Here is a 23,244-nt window from a genome sequence, read left to right as displayed (position 1 = left end):
CGAGCAAGGCACTCCCATGATCAGGAAATTCGTCTTGGCTGTTGCCGGCGCGATAATGGCGCTGGCAGCCTCCCTCCCGATGGCGCAGGCCGCCCCGAAGACCTTCTACTGGATATCCCATGGCGGCCCGGCCGACCCGGTCTGGACCTATTTCCTGGCAGGCGCCAAGCAATGGGCCAGTGACACCGGCAACACGGTCAACACCTCCTTCCACAATGGCGACGTTGCCTCCCATCAGGAAGCGGTGCGCGCGGCGATCGCGGCGGGTGCCGCCGGCATCGTCACCACCAGCCCGGATCCTGGCAGCCTGATCAAGGTGGTCGAGGAAGCCAACGCCAAGAAGATCCCGATCATCAACTTCAACACGCCCGACCCGCAGGCCAAGTTCGGCGCCTATGTCGGCGGCGACAATGTCAAGTTCGGTGCGGCCTGGGCCCAATATCTGGTCGACAAGAAGCTGGTGAAGTCGGGCGATTTCGTCTGGATGCCGGTGGAAATCCCCGGTGCCACCTATGGCGTGCAGGAGGAACAGGGAATTTCCAGCGTGTTCAAGCCGCTCGGCATCACCTGGGAAGTCACCGAGGCCACGCTCGACCAGGCCGAGGTCATCTCGCGCATGACCGACTACCTCACCACCAACCGCAAGAAGATCAAGGCGATCATCGGCCTTGGCGACCTCGTCACCGGTTCGATCAAGCGGGTGTTCGACCAGGTCGGTGTCAAGCCCGGCGAAATCCCGGTCGTCGGCTGGGGCAATTCGCTCGACACCACCCAGGAAGTGCTGAACGGCTATGTCAACGCCGCGCAGTGGCAGGACCCGCAGGCGACCAGCTATATCGCCCTGTCGATGGCGGCCATGGCCTCCAGCGGCATCCGCCCCGGCTTCAACGTCATCACCGGCGCGCTCTATGAGAAGGATGCCGCCCAGCAATATGACGACATCCTGAGCGGCAAGAAATAGGGCATTCACAGGCGCGGACGGCCGGGAATGGCTGTCCAGCGCGGTGACCTCTTTTGATATCGTGGGAGACACCGACCGTTGTCATGCCCGGGCCTGCCCCGGGCATCCAGGCGGCCGGGACACCACCTGCGCGGCAGGCTGGATTGCCGGGTCAAGCCCGGCAATGACAAAAGTCGAGCCAATCTCAATATCGCCACACCGCCCCCGAAGCGCCCTTCCGCATCCGCCACCATCACCCGCCAAGGACTTCTCGTGGAACAACGCTCCCTGCTCCAGCGCGCGATCGCCCGGCCGGAATTCGGCCCCTTCGTGCTCCTGGTCGTCGAACTCGCCATCTTCGGCGGCATCAACCCCGATTTCCTCTCCGCGGACAATCTGAGCAACATCCTGGCCTTCACCGTCGAGCTCGGCCTGATCGCCCTGGCAATGACGCTCTTGATGACTTCGGGCGAATTCGATCTCTCGGTCGGCTCGCTCTTCGGCTTCTCGCCGGTGCTGATGTGGACGCTGTTCAACTCCGGCGCGACCCCGCTATGGGCCGCCTTCCTGGTCGCGCTCGTCGTCGCGGCGCTGATCGGCTGGGTAAACGGCCTCTTCGTCACCAGGCTGAAGATCCCGTCCTTCCTGGTGACGCTCGGCATGCTGCTGGTGGTGCGCGGCACGGCCCTCTTCGTCACCAACGGCTTTCCCCAGCGCACCTGGAACGCCGTCGACCAGCCGCTGGCCGAGATCCTGGTCGGCACCTTCTATGTCGGCAGCTTTCGCGTCTACATGTCCCTGCTCTGGTTCGCCATCGCCGCCATCGTGCTTGGCTATGTCCTGACCAAGACCAAGGCCGGCAACTGGATCCAGGCGGCCGGCGGCAATCCCAATGCGGCCCGTGCCCGCGGCGTCAATGTCGACGCCACCAAGGTCTGGCTCTTCATCCTGTGCTCCGTGCTTTCGACCCTGGCCGGCATCATCTCCTCCATCCGCACCTCCTCGGCCAATCCCAATTCGGGCACGGGCTATGAGCTGGAGGTGATCGCCATGGTGGTGATCGGGGGTACCGCGCTCACCGGCGGCCGAGGCACCATCATCGGCACGGTGCTCGGCATCTTCATCCTGCGGGTGATGCGCAACGGCATCGTGCTGATCGGCGTGCCGGGCCTGGCCTACAACATCTTCATCGGCGCGATCATCCTGGGCATGATGGCCCTGCATTCATGGCTCGACCGCCGGCATCAGGAAGGGAGGTGAGCGATGGCTGAGACCAGCGAACTCATCCGCATGCAGAACATCGCCAAGTCCTATGGCCGCATCCGCGCCATCGAGGATGTCACCCTCACGGTGAACCGGCGCGAGATCGTCGGGCTGCTCGGCGATAACGGGGCGGGCAAGTCGACCCTGATCAAGATCCTGTCGGGGGCGGTGGCGGCCACCTCGGGCGACATCTTCGTGCGCGGCAAGAAGGTGGAGATGCGCTCCACCACCGATGCGATCGCCCAGGGCATCGAGACGATCTACCAGGATTCGGCCCTGGTGCCGCAACTCTCGATCGCCCGCAACCTCTTCCTGGGACGCGAGCCGATCAAGGGACCACGCTTCCTCAACCGCCTCGACCAGGCCAAGATGAACGAGGTGGCGACCACGCTGCTGAAAAGGGTCGGCATCTCCAAGAACATCGCACCGACCACGCCGATCGGCTCGCTCTCCGGCGGCGAGCGCCAGGCGGTGGCCATCGCCCGCGCCATGCATTTCGACAGCGACCTGATCATTCTCGACGAGCCCACCAACAATCTGGGCGTGGCGGAGACGCAGGGCGTCCTGAATTTCGTGCGCAATGCCCGCAGTTCCGGCCATTCCTGCATCTTCATCGCCCACAACATCCACCATGTCTTCCAGGTGGTTGACCGTATCGTGGTCATGCGCCGCGGGCGCGTCGTCGCCGACGACATCGACCCCAAGCAGACCAGCGTGGAGGCGGTGGAGCGGGTGATCACCGGTATGGATCACTGAAGAGCGGCCGGCCCTCTTCCTGGGACCGCCGGCATCCTGCTGACTCTTCTTTCTGACGAACGCCCCGGCACCAAGGAGCCGGCAGGATGCTGGGGGCCCAGGGAAGGATGCATTATGGCGTCTGCCCCGAAAGGGTGAGCCCGACTGTACCATCGTAGAGTGGCGCATCCGGCCAACTCGTTTATAACGGCCGGACTCTTTCCTTCCCCAGGGACATCGAAGCTCTTCATGAAGAAACTCGTCATTTTCGATCTCGACGGCACGCTTGCCAAGAGCAAATCGGCCATCGATGCCGAGATGGCCGCCCTGCTGGGCCAGCTTCTCACCGTCGCCCAGGTCGCCGTGATCTCGGGCGGCGACTGGCCGCAATTCGAAAAGCAGTTCCTCGCCAATCTGCCCGCCGGTGATCGCTTCGACCGGCTGCATCTGCTGCCGACCTGCGGCACGAAATTCTTCCATTTCGACGGGGGAAACTGGGTCCCGGTCTATCGCGAGGACCTGTCGGCCGAGGACAAGCAGCGCATCGTCGCAGCACTGGAGGCGGCTTTCGAGCAGGCCGGCTTCAAGCCCGAGCGGATCTGGGGCGAGCGCATCGAGGATCGCGGCAGCCAGATCACCATGTCCGCGCTCGGCCAGGAAGCACCGCTCGAAGCCAAGCACAGCTGGGATCCCGATTTCAAGAAGCGCACCATCCTGAAAACCTATCTCGACAAGTCGATCCCGGATTTCTCGGTGCGCATGGGTGGCGCCACCTCGATCGACGTGACCCGGCAGGGCATCGACAAGGCCTATGGCATCGCCAAGCTGCGCGACCGGCTGGGCATTGCCATCGAGGAGATGATCTTCGCCGGCGACGCGCTGTTCCCGGGCGGCAACGACTATGCGGCCAAGGAGGCCGGCGTCGACTCGATCCGCGTCAGGGATCCGGAGGAGACCAAGCGGGTGATCGAGACGATCATCGCCTGCCTGGGGTAAGAAACTGAGGCGCTTCACAACGGCGAGCTCCTGCGCCTTGGTAAAGTACGCTCTATCGCCCTCGGCTATCTGCTTCGCATATCTCGGCCGAGCCGGACAAAACACAATAATCCTTCCCCGGTTTCGGGGAGGGATCTCTGCGCCATATCTTGGAACGCTGCGAGTCTACGGACAAGGCAAGCTCTTTCACCGAGCGATCGATCACCGCTCCTGCCACCCCGCGATATGTTTTTCCAGCGCCGCCGCGACCTTGCCGGCACCAAAGCAGCGGAAACGAAACGTGCCCTCGTCATGCTCGACGGCGACGATACCGGTGACCCAGCCGAATTCCCGCCAGGTCTTGCGGATGGCGGCCATCGGGATGTGGACAGGCTGCAGGCCGGTGTGAAAGGCCTTGTTCAGGCCATTGGCGGCGAAGGATAGCCCATCCGGCGTGATCTCGACGCGACCGCCGACCCACAGGCCTCCCGCCTTGCTGCTCACCCGCCTAGCCGCATCGACCGCGACGCCTGGCACCAAGCACGACGGCGTCGCATTGGGAATGAGGGCGTTGCAAAGCTTACGGATGTGAAGATCTGTCATGTTGTCTCTCTTGGAGGCTCGCCCTATCCGAAAATTCCGATTAGAGATATTTGTCAGACAACGGAAGCGCCGACCTGCCATGCGTAGCTTCGCCTGGCCGGGCCGGACTGCGCGTTGCAGCACAAATCGAATTGGAATCGGGAGGAACCCATGTCGGGTCAAGGAAAGATCGCCATCGTCACGGGCGCCGCCAGCGGCATCGGCAAGGCCGTCGCGCATGCCCTTTTGGCCGATGGCTGGTCCGTCGTGTTCACGGGGCGTCGCAAGGAGGCCCTGGAAGCGGCGATCGCCGAAAGCCCGCAGGTGGCCTCCGCCCGCGCCATCCCCTCCGACGTCACCGATCCCGCTTCGGTTGCGGCATTGTTCGATGCCACCGTCGCCGCCCTCGGCCGTGTCGATCTCGTCTTCAACAATGCCGGCACCATCGCTCCCGGCGTGCCGATCGAGGACCTGCCCTTCGAGCAGTGGAAGGCGGTGATCGATACCAACGTCACCGGCGTGTTCCTGTGCACCAAGGAGGCTTTCCGCGTGATGAAGGCGCAGCAACCGCGCGGCGGGCGCATCATCAACAATGGCTCGATCTCGGCCACCGCGCCGCGCCCGAATTCGGCGCCCTACACCGCTTCCAAGCATGCGGTGACCGGCCTCACCAAGTCGTCGTCGCTGGACGGGCGCAAATATGACATCGCCTGTGGCCAGATCGACATCGGCAACACGCTGACGCCGATGGCGTCCAAGATGCCGGGCGGCGTGCCGCAGGCGGACGGCTCGATCAAGCCCGAGCCGACCTTCGACGTGAAACATGTCGCCGATGCGGTGGTCTACATGGCCGGCCTGCCGCTCGAGGCCAATGTGCAGTTCATGACGGTGATGGCGACCAAGATGCCGCTGGTCGGGCGCGGGTAAGCGAAGATTCCGGGTGCGCGGGCATCACAGCGCGCATCTGGAAGCACCGTACATCCAGGATGGGAAGAGCGGGCATCGCGACACGCATGTCGCTGTGATGCCCGCGCACCCGGGAAACCGCCTTCAGGCTCCCGGCTTGCCATGATATTTGGCGGGCAGCCGGTCATCCGCAGCTGGCGCCTCGCCACCCTCGCGGCTGAGGAAAGCCAATGCCCAATCGATGTCACCATCGGCCCGTCGCTGTGCAAAGAACTCCGCTGCGGTCAGGGCCGAAAGCTTTTCGGCAACAGCCGACACGATGAACTGATTGATCGTGGTGCCGTCCTGCCGCGCGAACTCCTCGACGGCCTTCTTCAAGGAAGTCGGCATTCTCAAAGCATAGTTGCTGGAATGAGCCATGGTCACAACCTTTCGAGCACCTCGGCCGGTGCCTGGATTTCAAGTCCGAACCGCAACGCCTGGGGCAGGAAATCGCGCCTGTTGAAGGTCACGATCGCATCGACTCGCCCATTGACGGCCGCTTCCAACACCATGTCGTCATTTGGATCCCGTAAGATCGGACGCCACAGGAATCGGATGGTGACCGGCTCGATTACACCGGCCAAAGCCGCCAGAAACCGATCGACCTGACTGCTATCGATGCCACAGCCGACAAGATGCTCTGGCCGCTTCAGGACCGCCTCATATTCCAGGAATATCGGTATACTGGCAGCCATTGCCAATTGACCGCGAAGCACCAAACGAAGCACTTCGGCGGACGCGCCAGTGGGGCTTCGCAGAGCCGTTACCAGGACATTGGTATCCAGCACCAATTTCATATCGCATATGATATGAAATTATGTGCTTTTGTCAAGATCAGGCGCGGGACGGCCTACTATATTCAGGCCCCTCTCCTCGCCGCGGGCAGCACGCAGATCTCCTCGCCAGAGAAGGTACGCGAACGGGTGATGAAGCGTTTTTCCGTGCCGTTCTCCAGGGAGAACATGCCGCCGCGCCCCGGCACCACGTCGATGATCAGCTGGGTGTGGCTCCAGGCGGCGAATTGCGGCGCGCTGATATAGACGGGCGCCTCGCCGATACTGCCCAGCAGCACGTCCTGGTCCCCGATGATGAAGTCGCCCTGCGGATAGCACATCGGCGAGGAGCCGTCGCAGCACCCGCCCGACTGGTGGAACAACACGGGGCCGTAGCGGGCCTGGAGACTGGCGATCAGGGCGAGGGCGGCCGGTGTCGCCGTCACGCGCTCTATAGTGATGTCGTCCATGATGCTTCTCCCGTACCGAAATGCATCGCGCCCCTCGTCCTTGCGAACGCAGTAAAGCAATCCAGCCTTCGCCAGGTACCGCGTTGTGGCATCCGGATTGCCTCACTGTGTTCGCAATGACGATAGTCGGTTAGCTTCAGCAGCGCTGTCAAAAAGGCCGCCCGGCGTGAACCGGGCGGCCAAGGCGATCCCCGGAGCAAAGTGCTCCGGCACGGATCAGAAGAAGCCAAGCTTCTTGGGGGAGTAGCTGACCAGCATGTTCTTGGTCTGCTGGTAGTGATCGAGCATCTTCTTGTGGTTTTCGCGGCCGATACCGGACTGCTTGTAGCCGCCGAAGGCCGCATGAGCCGGATAGGCATGGTAGCAATTGGTCCAGACGCGACCGGCCTGGATGGCGCGGCCAAAGCGATAGGCGCGCGTGCCGTCACGCGTCCAGATACCGGCGCCAAGGCCGTAGAGCGTGTCATTGGCAATGGAGAGTGCTTCCTCGTCATCCTTGAAGGTGGTGACGGAGACCACGGGCCCAAAAATCTCCTCCTGGAAGATCCGCATCTTGTTGTGGCCCTTGAACACCGTCGGCTTGACGTAATAGCCGCCGGCGAGTTCGCCCGGCAGTTCGTTGCGCTCGCCGCCGATCAGCACTTCGGCGCCTTCCTGGCGGCCGATATCGAAATAGCTCAGGATCTTCTCGAGCTGTTCGGAGGAAGCCTGCGCACCGATCATGGTGGTCGGGTCGAGCGGGTCGCCCTGCTTGATGGCGGCGACGCGCTTCAGCGCCTTCTCGATGAAGCGGTCATAGATGCTTTCATGCACGAGCGCGCGGCTCGGGCAGGTGCAGACCTCGCCCTGGTTGAGGGCGAACATCACGAAGCCCTCGATCGCCTTGTCGAGGAAATCGTCGTCTTCGGCAGCGACGTCCTTGAAGAAGATGTTGGGCGACTTGCCGCCCAGCTCCAGCGTCACCGGGATCAGGTTCTGGCTGGCATATTGCATGATGAGGCGGCCGGTGGTGGTCTCACCGGTAAAGGCGATCTTGGCGATCCGATTGGAAGAGGCCAAAGGTTTGCCGGCTTCCAATCCGAAACCATTGACGATGTTGAGTACGCCGGGCGGCAGGATGTCGCCGATCAGTTCGGCCAGGACCAGGATAGAGGCGGGGGTCTGCTCGGCGGGCTTGATCACCACGCAATTGCCGGCGGCGAGTGCGGGGGCGAGCTTCCATATCGCCATCAGCAGCGGGAAGTTCCAGGGGATGATCTGGCCGACGACGCCGAGCGGTTCATGGAAATGATAGGCGACGGTGTCATGGTCGATCTCGGAGATGCCGCCTTCCTGGGCACGCAGCACGCCGGCGAAATAACGGAAATGGTCGACGCCGAGCGGCAAATCGGCGGCGGTGCTCTCGCGGATCGGCTTGCCATTGTCCCAGGTCTCGGCCAGAGCGAGCGTTTCCAGATTGTCTTCGATCACCTGGGCGATGCGCAGCAGCAGCAGCGATCGTTCCGTCGCACTGGTGCGGCCCCAGGCGTCCTTGGCGGCATGGGCCGCGTCGAGGGCGGCTTCGACGTCAGCGGCATCGGAACGAGCGATCTCGCAGAGGACCCTGCCGTTTACGGGCGAGGTGTTCTCGAAATATTTGCCGCTGCGCGGCTCCTGCCATTGGCCGCCGATGAAATTGCCGTAGCGGGGCTTGAACAGCGTTCCGGGCGAGCGGACGATCTCGGGCTTGTTCATCAATTTCCTCCTTCAGCGCGCCAATTGAGGTTCTGGGACTGGCGTCGTCTGGCTGGGAGGATGGGCGTGACGGGATGGCTTGTCAGGATGGGGATGCACGATGGCGGGGACGATGTGTCTCATCGGTGAGACAGATTTGGGGAGCTGGTCTTCAGACCCGCCGGGGCCTTCCTGCAAACGCTGCTTTTCCAGGCTGGTCCGAAGACCAGCCCCCTCAGCTCTCCCGCCCGAGACCCAGTCGTGCGATCTTGCGATGCATGGTGGCGCGGCTGACGCCGAGCAGACGGGCCGCGGCCGAGACATTGCCCTTGGCGCGCGACAGCGCCTGGCGCACGGCGGAGCGCTCGCCGGCAAGCAACCCCTCGCCGGGCAACGCCGTTTCACCGTCGACGAGATCGCTGGCGGGAAACGGGTTGCGCAGATGGTCGTCCGTCAGCCCGTAGACGAGGCGGGCCGCGCGGCTGGCCCCGATGACGAGGTCTTCCCGATCGACGGCCAGCAGGCCGGCAGGACCATTGCCGGCGTCGGGACCGACCAGGATGCGCGCATGGCGGAAGGCCTCGCGGAAATGCTGGGTCTCGATACGGGTGGCCGCGTCCCGTGTCGCCGCCGCCACCAGCTTGAGCAGGGCCGGCGTCAGATCGGAACGGCAGGTCGAGACATCGAGCGTGCCCATCAGCCGGCCATTCGCGTCCCAGATCGGCGCCACCGTGCAGCTCAGCCCGATATTGCGGGTGAGGAAATGCTGGTCGCGATGGATGGTCAGTGCCCGCCCTTCGGCGATGCAGGTGCCGACACCGTTGGTGCCCTCGCTCTGCTCGCTCCAGACCATGCCGGTCCACAGGCCGAGGGCCTCGAAATCGGCATCGTCTCCCGCGACGCCACGCCGATCCAGCGGCACGCCGTCATCATCGGTAAGCAATACGCAGCAACCGGCCTCGCCGACCGCCTGGAACAGGCGGTCGAGGGTTGCCTGCGACAGCCGCACCAGCAGTTCCATGCGCGACAAGGCCGCCTTGAATTCGCTGTCGCCGAGGCGCAGGGGCGGAGGGGCGTGGTCGGGGTCGAGACCATAATGGCTGAGGGAGCGCGACCAGGAGGCCGCGACCGCGGACTGGGCACCCGAGGTGCCGTCATTCAAGGTTGCATAGACCAGATCCGCATGATGCACGCGGTCCGACTTACCCATTCCTGGCATTCGCTCCGCCCTCCGCATGCATTCCGACAAGGGGAGCCCGAAAGGCCGCTCCCCGGCATCGACGCGGTTAACGGCATCTTCCGCTGGAATTTCCTGCCCTGTCAATCGCAGTTGCGATTTTCATCGCCATCCAAAACGTTTTGGAAAACGAATTTACCATTCGATGCGTCAACATCGCGCAGAGATGTGGCGCGCCACCTCTCCGATGGGACCGCCAGCATCCTGCTGGCTCCTGGAACCGCTGTGCCTGCAGGAAGGAAGAGCCAGCAGGATGCTGGCGGTCCCGGGCTTCTAGGCGCTGATCCTCGGCCGGCCCGAGGCCCGGGCCGTCACCAGCGCCTCGACGAACAATTCGCGGCCCTCGGCCAGGATCTTCTTCTCGTCCACGCTCACCGAGGTCTCGACGGTGGCGGCACCTGCGGTCAGCGCATCGCTCTCCGCCTGGATCCGCGCCGCTTCCTCAGCATGGACCAGCGCTTCACCGAGATCGAGGATGTCGCGCGTGCCCGACCGCGTGAACACCCGGAAGATGCCCTCTACCGGTTGCAGTACCTTCACCTCTGCCGAGACATGCACGCCGCCGACCACGGCACCGACGGCATTGGCGACCTCGGCATGTTCAGGCACCAGCGAAGGCGCGCCGACCAGGCCGGCGATATCGCCGTAATAGGTCGCGGCCGAGGCGCCGAGCCCGACCACCGGCGCCGTCAGCGACAGGCCGATCTTGACGAGGCCGCTATGGCCGTCGAGCGCCGCCACCGCCAAGGCATGGCGCGACAGGCCCGCCTCGCGGAAGCCGTCCTCGGCCAAAGCGCATTCCAGCAGGAACTCGGCGGAGCGGCGGGTGAGGGTCTCGATGATGCGCCGTGCCAGGTCCTCGGCGCCATCAGCATAGGGCAGCCCCATGGCGTTGCGCCGCCTGGCGAACAGGGTCAGCCCCTTCTCGGCCGCCGGCTTGTCCCAGGCGTGATGCAGGCCGAGCTGATGGGCCGCGTCGGACGGTGTCAGCGCGGACATGATGGCCAGGCGCCGGTTGACCAGGCGCTGCAGGGCATTGAGTTCACGCCGGTTGTTGATCAGCTTGTCGGCGGCCATCGGCCCAGCCTCCAGCCGCGCCAGCACCTCGGCCTCCAGCGCCGGCAGTTCCGCCAAAGGCGGGTGCAGGCGCAGGGCGAAGCGGCCGAAGAGGTCGTTGGGCAGATCGGCCCGGAGCTGCCGGTCGAGCGTCGAATGCACGAGGTCGGCATGGCTGTCGGCAAGCAGGGACAGCGGCACGGCACGGCGCGGACCGAGCTTGAGCGACGTATCCAGGCCGTGTTGCTCGATCGCCACCTCGCTATCGCCGCCGAGGCCGCAGGTGCGGATTGCGATCGCCTCCACCATGGTGCGGAAGCCGCCGATTAGGGCCCCCGCCGGATCGATGCGAGGCCTGGCACCGCGCAGCACGACGACATCGGTGGTGGTGCCGCCGATATCGGAAATCAGGGCGTCCGGGGCGCCGGCCAGGAAGGCGCCGCCCACCGCGCTAGCGGCCGGGCCGGAGAAGATCGTCTCGATCGGCTTGGCCTTGGCGACCTCGGCCGCCACCAGCGAGCCGTCGCCGCGCACCACCATCAAGGGCGCGGCGATGCCGAGCGCGGCGAGCCGCCCCTCGGTCGCGGCGATCAGCGCCTCGAGGAGATGGATCAGGCGCGCATTGAGCACGCAGGTGAGCGCGCGCTTCGGCCCGTCCAGCTTGGCTGAAAGCTCGTGGCCGCAGGTCACCGGCAGGCCGGTTTCGCGCCGCAGGATCTCGCGCGCCGCGATCTCATGGCTGGGGTCGAGCACGGCAAAGCGGCCGGTCACCGCAAAGCCGGTCAGCCCCGGCGCCAAAGCGCGGGCCTGCTCGACCAGGCCTGCCTCGTCGAGCGGCGCACGGACCTGGCCCATGGCGTCATGGCCGCCGGCAATCAGCAGGACCGGATCGCCGTTCAAGGCCGCCTTGAGATCCGGCCGCTCGGCATCGGCGGCATCGAAGCCGATATAGACGAGGCCGACGCGCCCACCCTGACCCTCCACCATGGCGTTGGTGGCGAGCGTGGTGGAGAGCGAGACCAGGGCGATGCGCGCAGGCGCAATGTCGGACTGAGACAGCACCGCGCCGACGGCGCCGCCGACACCGATGGCCAGATCATGATGGGTGGTGAGCGACTTGGCCTTAGCGAGAACGCCCTTCCCCTCGTCATAGAGGACGGCGTCGGTGAAGGTTCCGCCCGTATCGATACCCAACAAAACAGCCATGATGTCAGCCACTAGCAATCAGATCTTTTTTGCTGATACGCGAATTCGGGCTGCGCCGCTCGCTCATACCCGCATTTTTTTGGCACTGGCGGCCTTTCCCAGGGGGTAAGGCACGCTCGGAGCAAAGCGTATTTAGGCGAAAACGCCGCTTTGCTCTAACTCTTCGCTTCGATGCGTCTTTGCGATTCGAGGTGAGACGGTGAAATCGCAAACTGCTTCGGCTATAGGGCGTTGCGGTGGCCGTGAGCGGGGAGATCCGCCCTCTCCTGCGCCCGGGCACTGCAGATATCGATGGCTTAAACATCCTAATTGATGCTTTAAACATCAATATTAAAATTTGGTATTTGACAAATGCGAGGCTGCCTATGATCACCGCTGCCCAGATGCGCGCTGCCCGTGCCCTGCTCGGCATCGACCAGCGCCAGCTCGCCGACCTATCGGGGGTTTCCCTGCCGACGGTTCAGCGCATGGAGGCGAGCGAAGGCAATGTTCGCGGTGTGGTCGATACGTTGACGAAAGTGATCGAGGCGCTCGATCGCGCCGGCGTCGAGCTGATCGGCGACAATGCCGTCAGCCGCGAGGGCGGACGAGGCGTGCGCCTCAAGCTTCCCAAGCTGCCGGAAATTCCCTCGGCCTGACCCGGAGTGCAGTTCGCGGCGACGGGCACCATGCAGGCCATCGCGCCCAGCCGGCGGCACCGAAGGATACGAATCCGAGCGGAGGTTTCCAATGAAACAGCTTGTTTTTCGACCTTCCCCCATCTCTGATGGCTGACGGTATCGGAGGTTGCACGGATGAGAATTGCTGCGCCCGCCTTCCTGCTCATGGGCCTCATTCTTGCGCCACAGCTGGCCTTGGCAGCGCAGGCCAAGGCTTCGATCGCTCAATGGAAAGCCCTGAACAGCCAATGCCGAGGCGGCAGCGGCGACGATCCCGTCACCCGGCATGCCTGCGATCAGCGCGACGCCCTCACCAGGCAACTCGCCGAGACCGGCTGGTGCTTCGGCCGCAAGGACGATCCCGACGCGGCCGCCTATCAATGGCACCGCTGCACGGCGAAATCCCTGCGCCCCGAATAAAAAAGGCCGGCCTGGAACGATGTCCGGGGCCGGCCAAGCCGCGCTGCGACGGACCGAGGCGGAGGCCCGCCATGCGCAAAAGCGTTTTGCGATTTGGTGAAATCACCGAGAATCGCAAAGACGCGTCGGAACAAGGAGCTAGAGCAAACAAGCGTTCACACTCGAACGCGCTTTGCTCTAGGGATGTCCTAGGCTCCCGCCTTCTGCGGCAGGGGCTGCACCGGCACGCCGGGGAAGATCTTCTGGACATTGCCGACGATGATCTGGTCGGTTTCCTTGACCCCCTTGGTCACCGCGATGAGCGGTCCCTGCGCGGGACCAAGCTCGACCAGACGCATCTCGACCTTGCTGCCCTCGCCGACCACATAGACATATTTGCCGAGCTGGCTCGAACCGAGGGCTGCCTGCGGCACCAGCAGCGTATCGGGCCGCTCGCCGACGCTCAGGCGCAGATTGACATATTGCCCCGGCAACAGGCTGCGATCGGCATTGGCCGTGGTGGCCCGGGCGGTGATGGTACCGGTGGCACGGTCGACGACATTGTCCAGGAAGGTGAGCTCGCCCTGATGGCTCGCCTCGTTCTGGCCGGGCACGATGATATCGGCCAGCACCTTGCCGGCTGCCTTGGCCTTGAGGATCTGGGTGAGTTCGGCTTCCGTCGGCGTAAAGGTCACATAGATCGGGCTGAGCTGCACCAGCGTGTTGAGCACCGTGCCGCCAGGGCTGACGAGCGTGCCGGCCGCGGCCTGGTTGCGGCCTATGCGTCCGTCGAAGGGAGCCTTGATCTCGGTATAATCGAGATTGAGTTCCGCCGCCTGGATCGCCGCCTTGTCGGCAAGGAGGGTCGCCTCGCCCTGCTTGACCGCGCTGGTGCGCTGGTCGAACAGATCCTTCGACAGGAAGCCCGTCTTGGTGAGGTCGTTGCCGCGGGTGAGGCTGGTCTTGGCATAGTCGAGCGCGGCGGTATCGCGCTCGGCCTGGGCCTTCACCTGCGCCAGCGCGGCCTGATAGTCGCGCGCGTCGATGCGATAGAGGACGTCACCCTGCTTCACATCGGTGCCGTCAGGTACGGCCTGGTCGAGCATATAGCCCGAGACCTTGGCCTGCAGGGCGATGCTGCGGATCGATTCCGTGCGAGCCGGGTAGTTGAGGAAGAGCGGAATCGACTTCTTGACCACGGAGGCCACCGGCACCGGCATGGCCTGCATGGCCGGTGCAGGATTGGCCGAGGCCGGCTTGCTCAGCACCCCGGCCAGGAGTTCCTGACCGGCAGCGAGAAGATGCGGCTTGTCCTTGAGGTAGTAGCCCCCGCCGGCGGCGGCGACCACGACGATGGCGGTGGCGATTTTCCAGATACGCATCGGTATCCCCTTATTCGGCGGCCTGGATCCGGGGCGGCACGGCCTCCTCGGACTCCTCAGGCGTACTGTCGGTATGGTGTGAATCTTTCCTGGCGGAGAGCCGGCGCTCGCGCCAGCGCTCGATGATGGCGTAGAACACCGGCACGAAGACCAGCGTCAGCACGGTGGCCACCAGCATGCCGCCAAACACCGCGGTACCAAGCGACTGGCGGCTGGCCGCACCGGCCCCGGTCGCCTTCACCAGCGGCACCACGCCCAGGATGAAGGCGAAGGCCGTCATCAGGATCGGGCGCAGGCGCAGCCGGCCGGCTTCCATCGCCGCCTCGACGATGCCATGGCCCTGCTCGCGCAGATGCTTGGCGAACTCGATGATCAGGATGGCGTTCTTGGCGGCGAGGCCGATCAGCATGACGAAGCCGATCTGCGAATAGACATCGAGCTGCATGCTGCGCAGCCAGATGGCGAGCAGCGCACCGAACAGGCCGAGCGGCACCGCGAGCAGGACCATGAACGGCATGGACCAGCTCTCATATTGCGCGGCCAGGATCAGGAAGACGAACACGATGGCCAGGGCGAACACCGCCGCTGCGATCGAGCCGGCCTTGAGCTCCTGGAAGGTGATGCCGGTCCATTCATAGTTGAAGCCGTTCGGCAGGGTTTGGGCTGCGACCCTCTGCATCGCCTCGATGGCCTGTCCCGAGGAATAGCCCGGCGCGGCGGCGCCATTGATCAGGGCGGCGCCGTAATTGTTGTAATGGGTGACCGTCTCCGGCCCGACGATCGGCTTCAGCGATCCCAGGGTCGACAGGGGCACCATGTTGCCGGTGGCGTTGCGGACATAGAGGCGGCTGATGTCGCCGGGATCGGCCCGCGAATCCTTGTCGGCCTGCAGCGTGACGCGGAAGGTTCGCCCGAACTGGTTGAAGTCGTTCACATAGAGCGAGCCGAGATAGATCTGCAGGGTGTTGAAGATATCAGGCAGGTTCAAGCCCAGGAGCTTGGCCTTGTTGCGGTCGAGGTCGTAGTTGAACTGCGGCGTCGAGGTCGAGAAGGTGGTGAACAGGGTCTGCGGATTGAGCTCAGGCTGCTTGCGCGCCTCGGCAAGCAGGGCCTGCGCCGCCTCGTTGACCGCGAAGGGGCCGCGTCCGTTCAGATCCTCGATCTGGAATTCGAAGCCGCCGGTGGTGCCGAGGCCCTGGATGGAGGGCGGCTCGAAGGCCAGCACGAAACCATCGGCAATGCCGAACAGCTTCGGGCGCACCTTGTTGACGATATCGGTGGCGCTGAGGCCGGGGCCGCGCTCATCCCAAGGCTTGAGGATGGCGAATTCGACCGCGGCGCTCGACTGCTGGGCATTGGTGAGGAAGTTCAGGCCGGAGATCGACATGATGTCCTCGACCCCGGGCTCGGCCATCAGGATCTGGCGCACCTGCTTGGCGGCGGCATCGGTGCGTTCGAGCGAGGCACCGTCCGGCAATTGCAGGACGACGAAGAAATAGCCCTGGTCTTCCGAAGGCAGGAAGGTGGAGGGCACCCGTGTCGAGATCCAGTAGGTGGCGGCCAGCACGATGGCAAAGGCCCCCATCATCAGCCAGCGCAGCTTGATGAAGCCGCGCACGGAGGCGGCATAGCCGTGCGACAGCCTGTCGAAGCCGGCATTGAACCAGCGGAACAGGAAGAAGCGCGAGGCCGGCTTGTGGCTGAGGAAGGCCGCCGACAAGGCGGGGCTCAAGGTCAGCGAATTGAAGGCCGAGATGCCGACCGAGATCGCCACGGTCAGGGCGAACTGGTTGTAGAGCTGGCCGGCGACACCGGGAATGAAGGCGACGGGGACGAACACCGCCATCAGCACCGCCGTGGTGGCGACGATCGGGCCGGTGACTTCCTTCATGGCGATCTTGGCCGCCTGCAGCGGGGGATGTCCCGCCTCGAGCTGTCGTTCGACGTTCTCCACCACCACGATGGCGTCGTCGACGACGAGGCCGATGGCGAGCACCATGCCGAGCAGCGAGAGCATGTTGAGCGAGAAGCCCATGGCCAGCATCACCACCATGGTCGCGATCAGCGATACCGGGATGGCGATGACCGGGATGAGCACGGTGCGCCAGTTCTGTAAGAAGATGTAGACGACGAGGACCACGAGGATGAGCGCCTCGACCAGCGTCTTGACGACGTCCTCCATCGCGGCCGACACGAAGCGGGTCGTGTCGTATTTCATCGAATATTCGATGCCCTTGGGGAATCGCGCCGAGAGCTCCTTCATCTTGGCTTCGACGGCTTCCTTCAGCTTGAGCGAGTTGGAGCCGGGTGCCTGGAAGACGCCGAGCACCACCATCGGCTTTTCGCCGTGATAGGCCGAGGACGAATATTGCAGCGAGCCGAGCTCGATGCGGGCGACGTCACGCAGGCGCACCACCGAACCGCCGGCCGGATTGGCGCGGACGACGATGTTGCCGAACTCCTCCGGATCGCTGAGGCGGCCGGTGGCGTTGACCTGCATTTCGAAGGCGGTGCCCGCCGGAGCCGGGTTCTGGCCGATCTTGCCGGCCGCAACCTGCACGTTCTGCTCGGCGACGGCGTTCTGTACGTCGACGGCGGTGATGCCGAGATTGGCAAGCTTGTCGGGATCGAGCCAGATGCGCATGGAATAGCGCCGCTCGCCGAAGATCCTGACGTCGCCGACGCCCGGCAGGCGCTTCAGGGGATCGACGATCTGCAGATAGGCGTAGTTGCTGAGCGCGACCGAATCGACCGAATTGTCGGGCGAGGTCAGGTCGACGATCAGCACGAAGTTGGGATTGGCCTTGGTGACCGAGACACCGGACTGGTTGACGATCGCCGGCAACGAGGAGGCCGCCTGAGCCACGCGGTTCTGCACGTCCATCGCCGCGATGTTCAGCGGATAGCCGACATCGAAGGTGACAGTGATGTTGGAGGAACCGTCATTGGAGCTGGCCGAGGACATGTAGATCATGCCCGGCACGCCGTTGATCTGCTGCTCGAGCGGCGTGGTCACCGTATCGGCGACGACCTGCGAGCTGGCGCCGGGATAGGAGGCGCTGACCTGGATCTGGGGCGGCGTGATGTTGGGAAACTGGGCGACCGGCAGCAGGAAATAGGCAATCGCCCCCGCCAGCACCATGATGATGGCGATGGCCGAGGCGAAGATCGGACGTTGAATGAAATAATTGACCATGGTGAAGCTCTGCGTCAGCCGCCTTGGATGCCACCATGTGGCATGACGGTGTCAGAAAATGTCAGGAGGATCGGCGGCATGTCCTGCGCTTCGGCGAGACGGCGGGCCTGACCGGTGAGCATCGTCCTCAATGAAACCGGATCGACCCTGTCGGCCCGCATGAGGGCAAGCGTCAGCGGATCGTTCAGCAACTGATCGATGGTCATATTGCAGCCTTGCTGAGCCATGACTCCTCCAGCGCGGAAACATGGGTCCATGCTCCGCCGAATCCGTTTGACGATGTGTCGTTTGCCAGAGCAAAGCGCGTTCAGGCGTGACCGTGCTTTGCTCTAGCTCTCTGGTTCGACGCGCCTTTGCGATTTGAAGAGATTCAATCAAATCACAAGACGCTCGGGTGAATTGTCTCTCTAACAAGGCTGGATCGCAGTGCGATGACGAAACGGCCTTGACGACGCCTTACCAAGCTGTTACCGATCAGTAACAGCGACACTGTTACAGGTCGGTAACAGTTTGGTCAAGCCATGAGCCAGAAAATTTTGGAACAAAGCGAAGAGTCACTCTGCTGCCCCGGACAGCGTCCGCGAGACCGCATCGTCGTCACTGCGCGCGACCTCTTCCACCGACATGGCATCAACACCATCGGCGTCGACACCATCGCCAAGGTCGCCGGCACCAACAAGATGACGCTCTACCGTCATTTCGGCTCGAAGGACGATCTCATCGTCGAATGCCTGCGGGCGGCGGAGATCGACAACCAGGCGCGCTGGGCCCAGCTCGAGGCCGAGCATCCGGGCGATGCCCACGCCCAGTTGCTGTCCTGGGTCGGCAAATGCGCCGACTATATCGAGGCCGACAACCGGGGCTGCGAATTCGCCAATGCGGCCGTCGAGCTCTCGGGCGAGGACCATCCGGCCCGGCGCCTGGTCGAAGAGTTCAAGAAGAGGCATCGCGACCGCCTGGCCCTGCTCTGCCGGGAGGCGGGCCTCGACCAGCCTGATCTGGTCGCCGATACGCTGCATCTCCTGCTGGAAGGCGCCCGCGTCAGCCGCCAGAGCGCCGGCCCGGAAGGCCCGAGCGCCCGCTTCGTGCGCATGGCAGAGGGGGTGATCGCCTCCTTCGGCAAGACTGCCTGACCCAAGGCCTCCGACTCGCCGAGACCTTCTGACGAGCTGCGGGCTTTCGTCCGGCGCGATGGCGTTCGCGCCGAATTTTCGCTATCAGCGCATGATCTTTCCGCTGTGGGCGATGCCCGGTCGCCCTCCCCGTCGGCATTGCAAGGAAGCACCGCCATGTCTCATCCAGCACTCGTTCCCGGCTCGGTCGCCGTCGTGACGGGCGGCGCCAGCGGCATCGGTCTCGCCGCGGCCGTCAAGTTTGCCTCCTTCGGCCTCAAGGTCGCCATCGCCGATCTCGGCGAAGAGAAGCTTGCGGCAGCCGCCGAGAAGATCGCGGCAGCTGCGCCGGACGGGCGGCAGGCCGTGCTCGCCTCCGCCGCCGATGTCAGCGACGTCGAGGCCCTGCTCGACCTGCAGCGGCAGGTGAATGAGCGCTTCGGCGGCACGGATGTGCTGATGAACAATGCCGGCATCCAGCCAGGCTCGAAACTGTTCGATGCCCGGGAGGACCAGACCTGGGAGCGCATCTTCTCCGTCAACCTCAAGGGCGTGATCCAGGGCACCCAGATCTTCGCGCCCGGCATGATCGCGCGCGGACGCCCTGGCCTCATCATCAACACCGGCTCCAAGCAGGGCATCACCACGCCGCCCGGCGATCCCGCCTACAATGTCTCGAAGGCGGCGGTGAAGGCCTTCACCGAAGCCCTGCAGCACGAATTGCGCAACACCGAGGGCTGCCGGATATCCGCCCATCTACTGATCCCCGGCTTCGTCTTCACCCCGCTCGCCGCCAAGGGCCGCACCGACAAGCCGGCCGGGGCCTGGACGCCGGAGCAGACCGTGGATTTCATGCTGGGACGCCTGGAAGCCGGCGATTTCTATATCCTCTGCCCCGACAACGAGGTGCCGCGCTCGCTCGACGAACGCCGCATCGCCTGGGCCGTCGGCGACATCATCGAGAACCGTCCGCCTCTGTCGCGCTGGCACCCCGATTATGCCGGGAAATTCGCCGAATTCCTGAAGGGGTGAGGATGTTTGGGGGGCTGGTCTTCAGACCAGCCCGTGACCGCCACCGACGGGACTTGCGGGTCTGCAGACTTGGCGGGTCTGAAGACCCGTCCCCCGATCGGCGGGGCGCTGTGGCCGGATCTATGACGGTGTGGCCGCCGAACGCCGGCCGCGCTTGGGCTTGACGGCGTGAGTCTCGCGGCCGGCCGCCGTCTGCAGTTCGCGGCGGAAGACATCGCGCCGCTCATGGATGGAGGCGATCACCGGGCCGGCCGGCACGCCGAGACCGGCGAGGGCTGCTTCGGACAGTTGCAGGCTCGCCTCGATGGTCTCGGGCACGGCATCGGTGACGCCCAGCGCATAGAGCTTGCTGGCGTGATCGGCATCGCGCGAGCGCGCCACGATGACGAGATCCGGCCGCAGCGCCCGCGCGGTGGTGACCACGGCCTCGATCTGGCGCGGCTGGTCGATGGTCACGACCAGGGCCGAGGCCTCGGCAAGGCCGCAGCGTTCCAGGAAGGCGGCGTTGGTGGCATCGCCCCAATAGACCGGCTTCTTGTCCTCGCGCCAGCGCGCCACGGCCTTGGCATTCGCATCCACGGCGAGATAGGCGATCTTGTGCTCGGCGAGCATTTCGGCCACCAGGCGGCCGACGCGGCCATAGCCGACCACGATGGCACGGCGCTGCTTGTCCTCCGGCGGGCCTTCCAGCGCGGCCGCTTCCACCGGCACGGCCAGTTCGTAGCGCTTGGCGATGCGCCGGCCAAGCACGCCCAGCAGGGGGATCGAGGCCATCGAAAGAGACGCGATGGCCACCACCAGCGCCGACTGCTCCGGCGTGAGGATGGAAAGCTGGGTGGCGAGCGTGAACACCACGAAGGCGAACTCGCCGGCCGAGGCGAGCAGGAAGGCGGTTTCGATCGAGACGGCCTTGGGCACTCGGTAAAGACGGCAGAGGCCGAAGATCAACAGGCCCTTGACCAGCACCAGTGCCAGCACGGCACTCACGATCAGCAGTGGGTAGCGGACCACCACGCCGAGATCGACGCTCATGCCGACGGTGAAGAAGAACACGCCGAGCAGCAGGCTCTTGAAGGGCTCGATCGTCGCCTCGATGGCGCGGCGATATTCGGTCTCGGCCAGCAGCAACCCGGCGATGAAGGCGCCGAGGGCCATGGACAGTCCCTCGCTCGCCGCTGCGACGCCGGCCCCGATCGCCACGAACAGGGTGGCGGCGATGAAGAGTTCCGGATTTTCCGGATTGGCGACTAGGCGGAACAAAGGCCGCAGCAGGAAATGCCCGGCGACCACGATGGCGGCAATGGTCAGCACCGCCAGGCCGAGGGCATAGCCGAGGCCGACCAGCACGGAGCGGTCGGAATGCCCGCCCATAGTCCCGACCAGGAACAGCACGGGCACCACGGCCAGATCCTGCAGGAGCAGCACGGCGAAATTGACGCGCCCCGTCGCCGAGGCCATGCGTTTCTGCCCGGCCAGCACCTCCACCACGATCGCCGTGGACGACAGCGCCAGACCTGCAGCGACCACCAGCGCCGCCTCGGATGGCAGCACGAGCCGGGCGAGCAGGGCGACAACGATGGTTGATACCACCACCTGCAGGCCCCCGAGGCCGAAAACCAGGCGGCGCATGGTCATCAGGCGGGCGAGCGAGAGCTCCAGCCCGATGACGAAGAGCAGGAACACCACGCCGAATTCCGCGATGCGCGCGATGGTCTCGCGCTCGCTGATGGCGATCCAGTCGATATAGGGCACATAGGAAGAAAGGGCGCCGACGCCGGTCGGGCCCATCACGGCCCCGGCGGCCAGAAAGCCGATGACCGGGCTGACATGCAGGCGGCGCACGAGCGGCACCACGACGCCGGCGGTACCGAGCACCACCAAAGCATCCTTCAAAGCCGAGAGATCGACCGCTCCAGCCAAACCCGCCCCCACATTGTTCGATTGTGCCTATCGAACAACGAAGGACCCTGCTTCGCCAACCGAAAATCGCAGCGGACAAGCATTAATTTCGGGCAAATGACGTGCTCCCAAGATCGCAGGTGCTTCCGGCTACAGCTTCCAGCCCGAATGGATAGCGACGATGTTGCCGGTGAGCGAACGGTGGCTGACTTGCGAGAAGCCGGCTTCCCGGATCATGGCCGAGAAGGCTGCGGGCTTGGGGAAGTTGCGGATCGACTCGACCAAATAGCGATAGGGCTCGGCATCGCCGGTGACCATGCGGCCGATCGGCGGAATCAGGTTGAAGGAATAGAGATCGTAGATCTTGTCGAGACCGGGAAGATCGACGGTGGAGAATTCCAGGCACAGGAAGCGCCCGCCGCGCTTGAGCACGCGATAGGCTTCGGCCAGCGCCTTGTCGATGCGCGGCACGTTGCGGATGCCGAAGGCGATGGTGTAGCCATCGAAGCTGCCCGTCTCGAAAGGCAGTTCCTCGGCATTGGCCTCGACGAAATCGAGCTGGCCGGCCAGGCCGCGCTCCTCGCCGCGCTGGCGGCCGACTTCCAGCATCGAACCGTTGATGTCGAGCACGGTGACATGCGTATCGGCACCGCCGGCCTTCACGATGCGGAAGGCAACGTCGCCGGTGCCGCCGGCCACGTCGAGATGGCGGAAGGGCCGCTGGCGCGGCGGGTTGAGTTTGTTGACCAGGTCGTCCTTCCAAAGCCGATGCAGCCCGCCCGACATCAGGTCGTTCATCAGGTCGTAGCGCGCGGCCACCTTGTGGAAGACATCGTCGACCAGCCCCTGCTTTTCCTCCAGCCGCACGGTGGAAAAGCCGAAATGAGTGTCGGTGCTGGCGGTCATCGGGTGAACTCCGGATAAGGTCGCTGCCTCTATAGAGCACAAAACCGAGACGGGGGAAGGAGAATGCGGCACGACATCGCCACTTCTCCAGCTCATGCTCACAAGACGCCCTGAATGTCCGTTCGGGCGAAATCGTCCCCGACATAGAGCAACCGGCAGCCATACTCCTTCGCGACATCATAGGCGAAGCAATCGCCATAGTTCAGCCCCGCCGGATGTATCCCCTTTCCCCACTTGTCGTAGGCCAATGCAATGCGCCGCGCCGACGCCGAGGTTACGCTGACGATCTCGAAGCCGAGTCCCTCGATCAGGCGATCGACCTCGTCCCGGACATTCCTGCATCCGGCCACGATCAGGATCTCTGCCACCGTGCCGGCCGAGATCAGTAGGCGATCTTCGGTTTCGAGCGTGACCGCGCAGTCATCGGCCTGCGGTTCATTCAGCACGATCGCCATCAAGGCCGAGGTGTCGACGGCCATCATCGGGGCAAGCCATTCTCGTCATAGAGGAAATCCTGGCTACGGGCAGCATCCGCACCGGCCGTCGCCTTCGCCGCCGCGCTGAGGCGGACCGCGGCGATCACCGCCTTGCGGGATTTGGCGTCTACAAGGGGCTTGACCGGCACCAGCTGGACCGCCGCATGACCATGTCGCGTCAGAATGACCTCATCCCCCGCCTGTGCGCGGCGAACAAGGTCCGTGAGCTGTCCCTTCGCCTCGGTCACCGAGATCCGCATGACGCTGTCCTCGCAGGAATGTTTG

Annotated in this window: 23 protein-coding genes; 9 read left to right on the top strand and 14 right to left on the bottom strand. The window is 64.5% G+C overall.

The features are described 5' to 3' along the window. The first annotated feature begins 79 nt into the window (after window positions 1-79). The 4 genes from ACIGJE_RS05680 to ACIGJE_RS05665 all read left to right on the top strand — a co-directional run bounded on the left by ACIGJE_RS05680 (window position 80) and on the right by ACIGJE_RS05665 (window position 3,934). Window positions 80-961, top strand: coding sequence for a substrate-binding domain-containing protein (locus ACIGJE_RS05680; RefSeq protein WP_394312736.1), 882 nt, complete (start codon window positions 80-82; stop codon window positions 959-961). A 252-nt stretch (window positions 962-1,213) separates the two neighbouring features. Further along, on the top strand, window positions 1,214-2,200 hold the full coding sequence (locus tag ACIGJE_RS05675; RefSeq protein WP_483679511.1) for an ABC transporter permease: 987 nt from the start codon (window positions 1,214-1,216) through the stop codon (window positions 2,198-2,200). Between the two features lie 3 nt (window positions 2,201-2,203). Beyond that, the gene (locus ACIGJE_RS05670; RefSeq protein WP_149253257.1) at window positions 2,204-2,959 is read left to right on the top strand and encodes an ATP-binding cassette domain-containing protein; all 756 of its coding nucleotides are present in this window, start codon (window positions 2,204-2,206) and stop codon (window positions 2,957-2,959) included. Between the two features lie 228 nt (window positions 2,960-3,187). Continuing rightward, window positions 3,188-3,934: an HAD-IIB family hydrolase gene (locus ACIGJE_RS05665; protein WP_311939090.1), complete on the top strand. Its 747-nt coding sequence runs from the start codon at window positions 3,188-3,190 to the stop codon at window positions 3,932-3,934. 201 nt (window positions 3,935-4,135) lie between these two features. Here ACIGJE_RS05665 and ACIGJE_RS05660 read toward each other — a convergent pair whose 3' ends face one another. Continuing rightward, complete coding sequence (locus tag ACIGJE_RS05660; protein WP_415082482.1) at window positions 4,136-4,516, bottom strand: hypothetical protein; 381 nt, start codon at window positions 4,514-4,516, stop codon at window positions 4,136-4,138. Window positions 4,517-4,666: 150 nt separating this feature from the next. Here ACIGJE_RS05660 and ACIGJE_RS05655 point away from each other — a divergent pair, with 150 nt between their 5' ends. Then, entirely contained in the window at window positions 4,667-5,422 is a 756-nt protein-coding gene (locus ACIGJE_RS05655; RefSeq protein ID WP_415082480.1) for an SDR family oxidoreductase, read from the top strand. Window positions 5,423-5,545: 123 nt separating this feature from the next. Here ACIGJE_RS05655 and ACIGJE_RS05650 read toward each other — a convergent pair whose 3' ends face one another. The 6 genes from ACIGJE_RS05650 to ACIGJE_RS05625 all read right to left on the bottom strand — a co-directional run bounded on the left by ACIGJE_RS05650 (window position 5,546) and on the right by ACIGJE_RS05625 (window position 11,898). Beyond that, a complete protein-coding gene (locus ACIGJE_RS05650) occupies window positions 5,546-5,821 on the bottom strand; it encodes a toxin-antitoxin system HicB family antitoxin (RefSeq protein WP_311939084.1) in 276 nt (91 codons plus the stop codon). A gap of 2 nt (window positions 5,822-5,823) precedes the next feature. Further along, on the bottom strand, window positions 5,824-6,240 hold the full coding sequence (locus ACIGJE_RS05645) for a putative toxin-antitoxin system toxin component, PIN family (RefSeq protein ID WP_415082476.1): 417 nt from the start codon (window positions 6,238-6,240) through the stop codon (window positions 5,824-5,826). 62 nt (window positions 6,241-6,302) lie between these two features. Beyond that, the gene (locus ACIGJE_RS05640; protein ID WP_367623787.1) at window positions 6,303-6,686 is read right to left on the bottom strand and encodes a DUF779 domain-containing protein; all 384 of its coding nucleotides are present in this window, start codon (window positions 6,684-6,686) and stop codon (window positions 6,303-6,305) included. 216 nt (window positions 6,687-6,902) lie between these two features. Beyond that, on the bottom strand, window positions 6,903-8,420 hold the full coding sequence (adh, locus tag ACIGJE_RS05635) for an aldehyde dehydrogenase (protein WP_149253252.1): 1,518 nt from the start codon (window positions 8,418-8,420) through the stop codon (window positions 6,903-6,905). 214 nt (window positions 8,421-8,634) lie between these two features. Further along, on the bottom strand, window positions 8,635-9,609 hold the full coding sequence (locus ACIGJE_RS05630) for a GAF domain-containing protein (protein WP_415083020.1): 975 nt from the start codon (window positions 9,607-9,609) through the stop codon (window positions 8,635-8,637). 300 nt (window positions 9,610-9,909) lie between these two features. Next, window positions 9,910-11,898 carry a hydantoinase/oxoprolinase N-terminal domain-containing protein gene (locus ACIGJE_RS05625; RefSeq protein WP_415083018.1) on the bottom strand — a complete coding sequence of 663 codons (1,989 nt, stop codon included), beginning with the start codon at window positions 11,896-11,898 and terminating at the stop codon, window positions 9,910-9,912. Between the two features lie 365 nt (window positions 11,899-12,263). Between ACIGJE_RS05625 and ACIGJE_RS05620 the strand changes: the two genes are divergently transcribed. Together ACIGJE_RS05620 and ACIGJE_RS05615 are read left to right on the top strand one after the other, a co-directional pair. Beyond that, window positions 12,264-12,536 carry a helix-turn-helix domain-containing protein gene (locus ACIGJE_RS05620; protein WP_149253249.1) on the top strand — a complete coding sequence of 91 codons (273 nt, stop codon included), beginning with the start codon at window positions 12,264-12,266 and terminating at the stop codon, window positions 12,534-12,536. Between the two features lie 156 nt (window positions 12,537-12,692). Continuing rightward, on the top strand, window positions 12,693-12,977 hold the full coding sequence (locus tag ACIGJE_RS05615; protein WP_394312678.1) for a hypothetical protein: 285 nt from the start codon (window positions 12,693-12,695) through the stop codon (window positions 12,975-12,977). A 188-nt stretch (window positions 12,978-13,165) separates the two neighbouring features. Here ACIGJE_RS05615 and ACIGJE_RS05610 read toward each other — a convergent pair whose 3' ends face one another. Genes ACIGJE_RS05610 through ACIGJE_RS05600 form a run of 3 tightly spaced genes read right to left on the bottom strand, consistent with a single transcriptional unit; the run spans window position 13,166 to window position 17,761 of the window. Then, window positions 13,166-14,338 carry an efflux RND transporter periplasmic adaptor subunit gene (locus tag ACIGJE_RS05610; RefSeq protein ID WP_311939072.1) on the bottom strand — a complete coding sequence of 391 codons (1,173 nt, stop codon included), beginning with the start codon at window positions 14,336-14,338 and terminating at the stop codon, window positions 13,166-13,168. A 10-nt stretch (window positions 14,339-14,348) separates the two neighbouring features. After that, entirely contained in the window at window positions 14,349-17,534 is a 3,186-nt protein-coding gene (locus ACIGJE_RS05605) for an efflux RND transporter permease subunit (protein WP_311939071.1), read from the bottom strand. Between the two features lie 14 nt (window positions 17,535-17,548). After that, window positions 17,549-17,761: a hypothetical protein gene (locus ACIGJE_RS05600; RefSeq protein WP_311939070.1), complete on the bottom strand. Its 213-nt coding sequence runs from the start codon at window positions 17,759-17,761 to the stop codon at window positions 17,549-17,551. Between the two features lie 294 nt (window positions 17,762-18,055). On the opposite strand from ACIGJE_RS05600, the gene ACIGJE_RS05595 reads away from it, so the two are divergent. Then, window positions 18,056-18,667 carry a TetR/AcrR family transcriptional regulator gene (locus tag ACIGJE_RS05595; RefSeq protein WP_311939069.1) on the top strand — a complete coding sequence of 204 codons (612 nt, stop codon included), beginning with the start codon at window positions 18,056-18,058 and terminating at the stop codon, window positions 18,665-18,667. Between the two features lie 156 nt (window positions 18,668-18,823). Then, on the top strand, window positions 18,824-19,678 hold the full coding sequence (locus ACIGJE_RS05590; RefSeq protein WP_415083012.1) for an SDR family NAD(P)-dependent oxidoreductase: 855 nt from the start codon (window positions 18,824-18,826) through the stop codon (window positions 19,676-19,678). 120 nt (window positions 19,679-19,798) lie between these two features. Here ACIGJE_RS05590 and ACIGJE_RS05585 read toward each other — a convergent pair whose 3' ends face one another. The 4 genes from ACIGJE_RS05585 to ACIGJE_RS05570 form a co-directional block, all read right to left on the bottom strand. Further along, entirely contained in the window at window positions 19,799-21,598 is a 1,800-nt protein-coding gene (locus ACIGJE_RS05585) for a cation:proton antiporter domain-containing protein (RefSeq protein WP_415083010.1), read from the bottom strand. 129 nt (window positions 21,599-21,727) lie between these two features. Beyond that, the gene (gene ubiE / locus ACIGJE_RS05580; RefSeq protein WP_415083008.1) at window positions 21,728-22,483 is read right to left on the bottom strand and encodes a bifunctional demethylmenaquinone methyltransferase/2-methoxy-6-polyprenyl-1,4-benzoquinol methylase UbiE; all 756 of its coding nucleotides are present in this window, start codon (window positions 22,481-22,483) and stop codon (window positions 21,728-21,730) included. 98 nt (window positions 22,484-22,581) lie between these two features. After that, on the bottom strand, window positions 22,582-22,965 hold the full coding sequence (locus ACIGJE_RS05575; RefSeq protein ID WP_415083006.1) for a type II toxin-antitoxin system VapC family toxin: 384 nt from the start codon (window positions 22,963-22,965) through the stop codon (window positions 22,582-22,584). Then, window positions 22,962-23,219, bottom strand: coding sequence for a type II toxin-antitoxin system Phd/YefM family antitoxin (locus ACIGJE_RS05570; protein ID WP_311939178.1), 258 nt, complete (start codon window positions 23,217-23,219; stop codon window positions 22,962-22,964). Before ACIGJE_RS05570 ends, ACIGJE_RS05575 begins: the two co-directional genes overlap by 4 nt. Between the last annotated feature and the right edge of the window lie 25 nt (window positions 23,220-23,244).

Source organism: Labrys sp. E2SS-1L, from assembly GCF_057073705.1.
The sequence above is the reverse complement of the archived record's forward strand: the minus strand, read 5'-3'. Positions and strand labels throughout refer to the sequence as shown.